The sequence below is a fragment of the Citrobacter sp. HN-141 genome (assembly GCF_033341895.1).
In the GTDB taxonomy this organism is placed as follows: domain Bacteria; phylum Pseudomonadota; class Gammaproteobacteria; order Enterobacterales; family Enterobacteriaceae; genus Citrobacter.
Genome location: NZ_JAWPBF010000039.1, coordinates 1 through 7,683, shown reverse-complemented (window position 1 = coordinate 7,683; position 7,683 = coordinate 1). Strand labels below are relative to the sequence as shown.

10 protein-coding genes and 2 pseudogenes are annotated in these 7,683 nt (G+C 50.6%); 8 read left to right on the top strand and 4 right to left on the bottom strand.

Going from position 1 to position 7,683, the window contains the following annotated elements:
• The coding region (locus tag RYZ59_RS24225) for a DUF4158 domain-containing protein (RefSeq protein WP_318051091.1) at positions 1–625 on the bottom strand (625 nt) is incomplete at its 3' end.
• A gap of 159 nt (positions 626–784) precedes the next feature.
• On the opposite strand from RYZ59_RS24225, the gene RYZ59_RS24220 reads away from it, so the two are divergent.
• From RYZ59_RS24220 to RYZ59_RS24205, 4 genes are all read left to right on the top strand, one after another.
• Positions 785–1,369, top strand: a complete 585-nt coding sequence (locus tag RYZ59_RS24220; protein ID WP_012695450.1) for a recombinase family protein — start codon at positions 785–787, stop codon at positions 1,367–1,369.
• 184 nt (positions 1,370–1,553) lie between these two features.
• Positions 1,554–2,111: an OsmC family protein gene (locus RYZ59_RS24215; protein WP_000108589.1), complete on the top strand. Its 558-nt coding sequence runs from the start codon at positions 1,554–1,556 to the stop codon at positions 2,109–2,111.
• Between the two features lie 141 nt (positions 2,112–2,252).
• On the top strand, positions 2,253–2,834 hold the full coding sequence (locus RYZ59_RS24210; protein ID WP_000210409.1) for a TetR/AcrR family transcriptional regulator: 582 nt from the start codon (positions 2,253–2,255) through the stop codon (positions 2,832–2,834).
• Between the two features lie 4 nt (positions 2,835–2,838).
• Entirely contained in the window at positions 2,839–3,177 is a 339-nt protein-coding gene (locus RYZ59_RS24205) for a carboxymuconolactone decarboxylase family protein (RefSeq protein ID WP_000888080.1), read from the top strand.
• A gap of 29 nt (positions 3,178–3,206) precedes the next feature.
• Here RYZ59_RS24205 and RYZ59_RS24200 read toward each other — a convergent pair whose 3' ends face one another.
• The gene (locus RYZ59_RS24200; RefSeq protein ID WP_002431133.1) at positions 3,207–3,536 is read right to left on the bottom strand and encodes a thioredoxin family protein; all 330 of its coding nucleotides are present in this window, start codon (positions 3,534–3,536) and stop codon (positions 3,207–3,209) included.
• A gap of 213 nt (positions 3,537–3,749) precedes the next feature.
• Here RYZ59_RS24200 and RYZ59_RS24195 point away from each other — a divergent pair, with 213 nt between their 5' ends.
• The 3 genes and pseudogenes from RYZ59_RS24195 to RYZ59_RS24185 form a co-directional block, all read left to right on the top strand.
• Positions 3,750–4,856 carry an alkene reductase gene (locus RYZ59_RS24195; RefSeq protein WP_000039982.1) on the top strand — a complete coding sequence of 369 codons (1,107 nt, stop codon included), beginning with the start codon at positions 3,750–3,752 and terminating at the stop codon, positions 4,854–4,856.
• A 65-nt stretch (positions 4,857–4,921) separates the two neighbouring features.
• Positions 4,922–5,623, top strand: a complete 702-nt coding sequence (locus RYZ59_RS24190; protein ID WP_286562396.1) for a DsbA family oxidoreductase — start codon at positions 4,922–4,924, stop codon at positions 5,621–5,623.
• Between the two features lie 65 nt (positions 5,624–5,688).
• Positions 5,689–6,225: pseudogene (locus RYZ59_RS24185) on the top strand (SDR family NAD(P)-dependent oxidoreductase); the annotation flags it as partial.
• On the opposite strand, the pseudogene RYZ59_RS24180 reads toward RYZ59_RS24185, so the two are convergent.
• Positions 6,222–6,629, bottom strand: a pseudogene (locus tag RYZ59_RS24180) (EamA family transporter); the annotation flags it as partial. The pseudogenes RYZ59_RS24185 and RYZ59_RS24180 sit on opposite strands and share 4 nt — an antisense overlap.
• Positions 6,630–6,869: 240 nt before the next feature.
• On the opposite strand from RYZ59_RS24180, the gene RYZ59_RS24175 reads away from it, so the two are divergent.
• Complete coding sequence (locus RYZ59_RS24175; protein WP_040233173.1) at positions 6,870–7,613, top strand: alpha/beta hydrolase family protein; 744 nt, start codon at positions 6,870–6,872, stop codon at positions 7,611–7,613.
• A gap of 10 nt (positions 7,614–7,623) precedes the next feature.
• Here RYZ59_RS24175 and RYZ59_RS24910 read toward each other — a convergent pair.
• Positions 7,624–7,683, bottom strand: a 60-nt coding sequence (locus RYZ59_RS24910) for an IS1 family transposase (protein ID WP_071528444.1), incomplete at its 5' end; no start/stop codon positions are given.

The window sequence follows — 7,683 nt, the reverse complement described above, 5'->3', positions numbered from 1 at the left end:
ATGCCAGACGGGAAGGTTGTTCACCCTCTGATATGAGCAGGCTGTCGAGTGCTGATTTATGCTGCTTTTCCAGTTGCACGGTAAGTGTCGAAAATACCGATCTGTTAGCGAGCGTGACGACTTCGGCAAGCGTCCGTTCGATCACTTCAACAGAAGGGAAAATAACATTATTGTTATGTAGCCAGCTGAGCATTTCTTCCGCCAGCATAAATCCTTTGTCAGTTCGCATGGCATAGGGGTGCAGATGACGGATACAGTCTTTTTGCATTGACCGGCTGAACGGGGATAGTTCCAGGTAGCGATAAAGTTCGGTCAGATGTTCCCAGCGGGTTTGCTCTCTGGATGCATATTCCGGCCATAAATCAGGCTGAAGTTTCAGTCGGGAAGCAACCCTGGATACAACGCCATTGTGAGGAGCACTGCTTTTGTCCGGAATAAATCCAGGTCCACGCAGATAACAGAGTAATACAGCAAAGCCCAGGCGATTCGCTGGCCTTCGGTGCTTATTAATGAGCGCAATATCCGGTTCGTTCAGAAAACACATTCGGGTCAGAATAATTTCATCATCTGGTATAACCAGTAAGCGTTCCTGCTCTTCGCTGCTCAGTATCTGTCGCCGTGGCATAAATGCCTCCCTCGCGTATAGTTTTCATCTGTTATTTGTTCGCTGTGACCGAAACCGGTCGGTTTCGTACACCACTTACAGCACATGTCCGAAACTTAGTGAAATTAATTTCGGACACACGTTATAATTCGGACATCCATTTCGTACGGAAAGTTTCCCATGTCACGTGTTTTTGCCTACTGCAGGGTCTCAACTCTGGAACAGACCACAGAAAACCAGCGTCGTGAAATTGAAGCGGCGGGTTTTGCCATCAGATCCCAACGACTTATTGAGGAGCATATCAGTGGCTCGGTTGCTGCCAGCGAACGCCCCGGATTTATCCGGTTGCTAGATCGCATGGAAAATGGGGATGTACTGATTGTCACCAAACTTGACCGTCTGGGTCGTAATGCGATGGATATCCGAAAAACAGTAGAGCAACTGGCGGCTTTAGATATTCGCGTTCATTGTCTCGCACTCGGAGGCGTTGATTTGACCAGTCCGGCCGGAAAAATGACTATGCAGGTAATTTCTGCTGTAGCGGAGTTTGAGCGGGATTTGCTGCTTGAGCGAACGTATTCAGGTATTGCGAGGGCAAAAGCGGCTGGAAAACGCTTCGGTCGCCCCCCCATCCTGAGCGAGGAACAAAAGCAAACAGTGACAGAGCGCCTAAATGCTGGCATCAGTATCAGTGCTATTGCCCGGGAATTTAATACCACCCGCCAGACTATCCTTCGGGTAAAGGCTGGATTGCTGCAAGAGTGAGCGGCTGGGAAGATTATAAAAAAATCAAATGGTTATTATGAAATAAAACAGCCTGCTGGGTTCTTTTCCCCCTATTTTTTATAAAAGAGTAGACAAAAGAGGTTCGCGATATTAATCTACCAACTAGATGGTTGGTATTGATTACACCAGCTATACCTTTTATCAAGAAATTACAGGAGCCATTATGTCTACTACCGTTAAACCTTCTGCAGACGCAGCTGCGATCCACAATACCCGTGAAGCAGTTCGCAGCCAGCCTGGCCTGGGTAACCTGACTTTCCAGATGAAAGCCCGTTCCAGCGGCGGATTAACCGTTCGCACAGAGACCGGCGCCACAATCCAGAACGGCGTTATCGATACCAGCCGTGTGGGGAAATTTTCTAATATCGGTGATGAACCCGCAGGTTTACTCGGCACCGATACCGGCATGAGCCCGACTGAATACATCATGCAGGCGCTGGCTGGCTGTTATACCGCCACCCTTACCATGATGGCTGCTGAAAAAGGGATCGACCTGGACGGTATCGAGCTGGATCTTAATTTCGATATCAACCTCAACGGCTTCCTTGGGCTGGACAGCAACGTGCGTAAAGGTGCGAAATCTATTCGCGTCGATGTTCACCTTACGAGCAAGACCGCCAGTCGCGAGGAGTTAGAAGCGCTGGTCAGCGAAATGCAAAAGAATTCGCCAATCCACGATACTCTGGCTAATCCGGTTGAAATGATTACACGCCTGGCGTGATGTCAGAGATGTAATGCTGCCATTCAGAATGCAGGATGGCAGTGACGTTCAGCTCTGCACGATACTGAGTCAGTGATACAACTTGCTACGGAAAAATAGCAATAATATAATCTATCAACTAGTAGATTATATGGAGTGATTATGACAACCATGACACGGGAACGGCTGCTCAGCGAAGCAGAACACCTGATGCGCGAAAAAGGGTATTCAGCATTCAGCTATGCTGATTTATCAAAAATAGTGGGTATCACCAAGGCCAGTATTCATCACCATTTCCCGACCAAAGATATTCTGGGTGAGCAGGTGGTAATACAGGCGTTCTCTGATACACAACGCGTATTTGAGCAGATAGAGGCGACTGAGAAAAGCGCGGAGAGAAGAATTGCGGCTTACATCGATATCTTCGCGCAAAGCCATAAAGCTTCGCTACTGCCACTGTGTTGTGCGTTGTCAGCAGAGACCGCCAATCTGCCTCAGGCAATTACTGTACAGACATCACTTTATTTCGATATGCAAATCGAGTGGCTCACAAAAGTCGTCAGGGCGGGCATGGAGTCAGGTGAGTTTTCATCCCATGCCGAACCATCAGATATTGCTTTGATGATCATTAATGTCTGTGAAGGCTCAAGCGTAGTGGCGCATGCAACGGCCAGACCCGAAGTCTTCGCCAACAGCCTTAAGTATATAAAACTGCTTCTTAATACCCCTCATTCAGGAGAATGACACTATGCTGGACTGGAACAACTATCGCTCAGAGTTAATGCAACGTTTAGGCGAGTTGGGCAAACTGACCCCCGAGACCATGAAAGGCGTGGTTGCCCTGGGCAACGCAGGTAACAAAACTGACCTTTTGGGCGCAAAAGTGCGTGAACTCATTGCCCTGGCGTGCGCAGTCACAACCCGCTGCGACGGCTGTATTGCTTTTCACGCCGACGCCGCTGTGAAAGCCGGTGCAACCGACGCTGAAATTGCTGAAGCGCTGGGCGTGGCGATTAACCTCAACGCTGGCGCGGCGGTCATTTATTCAGCCCGCACTCTGGATGCCGTCGGTCAGGCACGCGGTTAAGCATTAATAAATTCCATGTTAAAAGGGCATTACTGCCCTTTTTTTATGTCCGCAATAGCCTGAGCATATACCGATGCAGGTTTCACACCCGGTATGCGTTTAACTAATTGCCCTTCATGAAATATCAGCACAGACGGCAGCCCCCAGATCTCGTATTTGGTTGTCAGCACCGGCGCCTGATCTACATTGACTTTCCCCACCTGAATATCTCTATCGAGCCGGTCTGCAAACTGACTGAACATTTCTTCGCTGGCCTGACAGGGCGGACACCAGGGTGCAGAGAAACGTACCACCGATATTCCTTTGTACTGCTCTATCTGGCGGAAATTATCTTCGTTATAAGCTGTTAATGTACGCATGGTGATGACCTCGCAAAATGAGTGACAATTCAGAAATGGCTGCGTTATGACAAAAAAATACGACACAGCCATTGACCTACCTACTAGATGGTTTGTATATTGCCACCCATCAGATGTTTATGCAACTCCAGTGCGCGATGTCCAGTCGATGATACTGCCGGGCTGTGCAAATCCCTGCCGGGATACTCCTTTTTGTTTTTTGTGAGGTATACGATGAGTAAGCTTTTCACCCCCTACAATCTGTCTGGCCTGGCGTTAAAAAACCGTGTAGTCATGGCACCGATGACCCGCACCCGCACCATGAATGAGGTGCCGGATGAGGTCGTGGCTTTGTACTATGCACAGCGTGCTTCTGCTGGCCTGCTCATCACCGAAGGGATGCCGGTTTCAGAAGAAGGCCGGGGTTACCTTTATACCCCTGGTATCTACAACGACGAACACGTCCAGGGCTGGCGTAAGGTGACACAAGCGGTTCACGCCAAAGGTGGCCGTATTTTCGCGCAGCTCTGGCACGTCGGCCGTATGTCTCACGTCTCTCTTCAGCCAGGCCACATAGCGCCGGTTTCAGCGGGCACCGTTCAGGCGGTCAATACCACCGTTTTTGCGCTGACCGAATCCGGAGAACCGGGCCCGGTTGTACCAAGCCAGCCACGCGCGCTGGAAACGCATGAAGTTAAACGCATCACTGCAGACTTCGTGCACTCCGCACGCCTGGCGATGGAAGCCGGCTTTGACGGCGTGGAAATCATGGCGGCAAACGGATTCATCTTTGACCAGTTCCTCAGTAGCGAACTGAACACCCGCACCGACGAATACGGCGGCTCGGTGGAAAATCGTCAGCGTTTCCTGCTGGAGACCATTGACGCCGTGGCGGAAGCCGTGGGTAACAGCCACGTTGCCGTGCGCCTGTCACCGTTCGGCCGCATTTATGACCTCGCGCCGTATGAAGGTGAAGAGCAAACCTGGTCAGCCATCACCGACGCGCTCGGTCAGCGGGAACTGGCCTACGTACACCTTTACTATCAGCCGGTGTACACCAAAGCGCCACTTCCGGAAGGCTTCCGCCGCCGTTTTCGCAACACGTTTAAAGGCACCATCATCGCTGCCGGCGGTTTTACCCGTGATATCGCAGAGCAGGCTCTGGAAGATGATGAGCTGGATCTGGTGGCATTTGGTGTGCCCTACATCGCTAACCCGGATCTGGTTGAAAGAATGCAAAACGGCTGGCCACTGGCAGAAAGTGACCGCGCCACCTACTACGGCGTCAGTGGTTCCCCGGAAAAAGGCTATACCGATTACCCGGTCTGGCAGGCGCAATAAATCCCATACGGTCGCGGTTCTCTGATCAGTGAGATCCGACCGCCCAACGTCTTTGAGGAATCATTATGCAAACGCTGAAACACACCCTTACCATCGATATCTGGTCAGATTTGGTCTGCCCGTGGTGCTGGATTGCTAAAAAAAGATTTGAACAGGGTCTGAATCGCTTTGAATTTCGCGACCAGGTGGTGATCCGCCATCACAGCTACCGTCTGGCCGGTGGTACTCCCGCGATGCCTTTTAAGGATGCCATCGTTAAAAAGCTGGGCAGTCAGCATTCAGCGGAGCTGATGATGGATCAGGTGGGCACCGCCGGTAAATCTGAAGGTCTGATCTACAACTTCGACGGCATGATGTTTGGTGATACAGAAGATGCACACACCCTGCTGGTTGCCGCGCGTAAGGCCGGAATTGCGGACGCAGTGGAAGAACGTTTTTATCATGGCAGTATCACCGAAGGTCGCTCTCTCTTTGACCGTCAGCAGCTCGTTGCCATGGCCGTAGAAGCCGGTATGCCGAAAGCTGACGCTGAAGCCGCCCTGGAAAATGACGATTTTCGCGCCACCGTTTCCGACGATGAAGCCCACGCACAGTCTATTGGCCTCAGCGGCGTTCCGGTTTTTGTGATGAACGAAAAATATGCCATCAGCGGGGCTCAGGCAGCAGATAACTTTTTGAATGCCCTGCGTCAGGTCTGGGATGAACAGCAAACCGAATTTTCAGCCACTGCGGGTCAGACCTGCGGAACGGATGGCTGCAGTATTTAATCCGTCAACCGCCGGCAGTTTCACGCTGCCGGCAACGTCTTACCCACCAGTAATGGAGTCAGAAAATGAACACTTTTTTCAAAGGTAAAAAACTGCTCGTCGTCGGCGGTACCAGCGGCATGGGCCTGGCCGTGGCACGCATGGTACTGGAAGCGGGCGGCAGTGTCGTGCTGACCGGGAATAAAAAAGACAAAGCCGAAGCGGTGCAAAAAGAACTGAGCCCTCTGGGACCGGTTGCGGTCATCGCGGCGAACCTGATGACCGAAGAAGGTATGGAAACTATCCGTCAGGAAATTAATGCTCACCATCGCGATATCAGCCTGATGGTGAATGCCGCCGGTATCTTCATGCCCAAAGGATTTACCGAACACAGCTTTGCCGATTATGACATGTATCTTTCGCTGAACCGAGCCACGTTCTTTATTACACAGGATGTCGTGAAGAACATGCTCGCCGCGAAGCTCGAAGGGTCTATCGTCAACGTCGGTTCGATTGGTGCTCAGGCTGCACTGGGTGACTCGCCGGCCTCGGCCTATTCAATGGCAAAAGCGGGTCTGCATGCCCTGACGCGTAATCTGGCGATTGAGCTGGCCAGCGCGGGTAACAGCAGGGCAGCAATTCCTGCCAGAGCAATAACTAAACCGCAAGCCCGCATAACGGAGAGTGATTCCCCTTTAAATAATCCGTGGATCACCATCGCAAACTGTACGGCACCAAAAAGTAACAGCGCACCTGCCCCGGTATCGAGATGGATATAGGCGACAGAGAAGAGCACTGCGTACACCATGAGGTAAAATCCGCTCAGCGGACGCCACAGCGATAATGTAGTTTTTGCGTGATAAAACAAGAAAGGTGACAGGACGAGTGCACCACTGGCCAGCCTGAGGCTGCTGAATGAAAGGGGATCAATGTGGCCCCCCAGCAGGGCCAGACGGCACAGAATAGAGTTTGCAGCAAACGCCAGCATTGCCAGGGATATTTTAAGAATGAGCGCGCAATTGGCCATTCAGTGAGACCTCATAAAATTCTTGTAAACTACCATCTAGTTGGTAGCATAGCGTAAGTGATCACCGAACAGGAAGCAATAATCAGCTTTCAAACTGGAAGGTGAGGACAGGCATTCGGAATGAATTCTGTTTCACATCCCCAGTAGAGGAAGGAAAACGCGTAATGCCAGATGCAGAGCAGAAGATTATTTTTCCCTGCGATCAAACATATGAAATCAGTTTAAGACCTGGAATATCCTATGAAAAAACTAAAATTTACGTTCAAAAATGCGGCTGGTGAAGAACTGGCCGGATTGCTTGAACTTCCTGAAAATCCTAAAGCGTTTGCGCTGTTAGCTCATTGTTTTACGTGTGGCAAAGACCTCAAAGGCGCGGCGCGTATTGCGCGGAAACTGACAGAGAATGCTATCGCCGTTCTCCGGTTTGATTTTACTGGTCTGGGAAACAGCGAAGGGGATTTTTCCAACACCAACTTCTCATCCAATATTTCGGACCTGCTTTGCGCGGTAGATTATCTCCGCCGACAGTACGAAGCGCCTTCTTTGCTCATCGGCCATAGCCTGGGGGGATCGGCCATTCTGTCTATTGCCGGCGAAGTTCCTGAGGCAAAGGCCGTTGTCACCATAGGATCACCCGGAGAACTGACACACGTAAAACGTCTTTTTAAGGATGATGTTGAAAACATTAACCAGCATGGAGCCTATCCCGTTGAGCTGGCCGGGCGGGTATTTACCTTAAAGAAACAGATGCTGGACAATATTCAGGAACACAAAATCGCTCATAAGGTGTTCGCCATGAACAAGCCTCTGCTTATTTTTCATGCGACTGAAGATGATACTGTGTTAATTGAGCAGGCCGAAAAAATATTCAAAGCAGCAAAGCATCCCAAGAGTTTCATTTCGTTGGGTAAGGCGGATCACCTTCTGACTCATGCTCAGGATGCTGAATACGTTGCCGATATCATTATATCGTGGAGCGGGTAATGACTCCAACTTATTGATAGTGTTTTATGTTCAGATAATGCCCGATGACTTTGTCATGCAGCTCCACCGA

Excerpts from the sequence above, each read along its gene's own strand:
- RYZ59_RS24190 (WP_286562396.1), top strand. The coding sequence starts at position 4,922 with ATGCAAACGCTGAAACACACCCTTACCATCGATATCTGGTCAGATTTG.
- RYZ59_RS24205 (WP_000888080.1), top strand. The coding sequence starts at position 2,839 with ATGCTGGACTGGAACAACTATCGCTCAGAGTTAATGCAACGTTTAGGC.
- RYZ59_RS24200 (WP_002431133.1), bottom strand. The coding sequence starts at position 3,536 with ATGCGTACATTAACAGCTTATAACGAAGATAATTTCCGCCAGATAGAG.
- RYZ59_RS24220 (WP_012695450.1), top strand. The coding sequence starts at position 785 with ATGTCACGTGTTTTTGCCTACTGCAGGGTCTCAACTCTGGAACAGACC.
- RYZ59_RS24175 (WP_040233173.1), top strand. The coding sequence starts at position 6,870 with ATGAAAAAACTAAAATTTACGTTCAAAAATGCGGCTGGTGAAGAACTG.
- RYZ59_RS24210 (WP_000210409.1), top strand. The coding sequence starts at position 2,253 with ATGACAACCATGACACGGGAACGGCTGCTCAGCGAAGCAGAACACCTG.
- RYZ59_RS24215 (WP_000108589.1), top strand. The coding sequence starts at position 1,554 with ATGTCTACTACCGTTAAACCTTCTGCAGACGCAGCTGCGATCCACAAT.
- RYZ59_RS24195 (WP_000039982.1), top strand. The coding sequence starts at position 3,750 with ATGAGTAAGCTTTTCACCCCCTACAATCTGTCTGGCCTGGCGTTAAAA.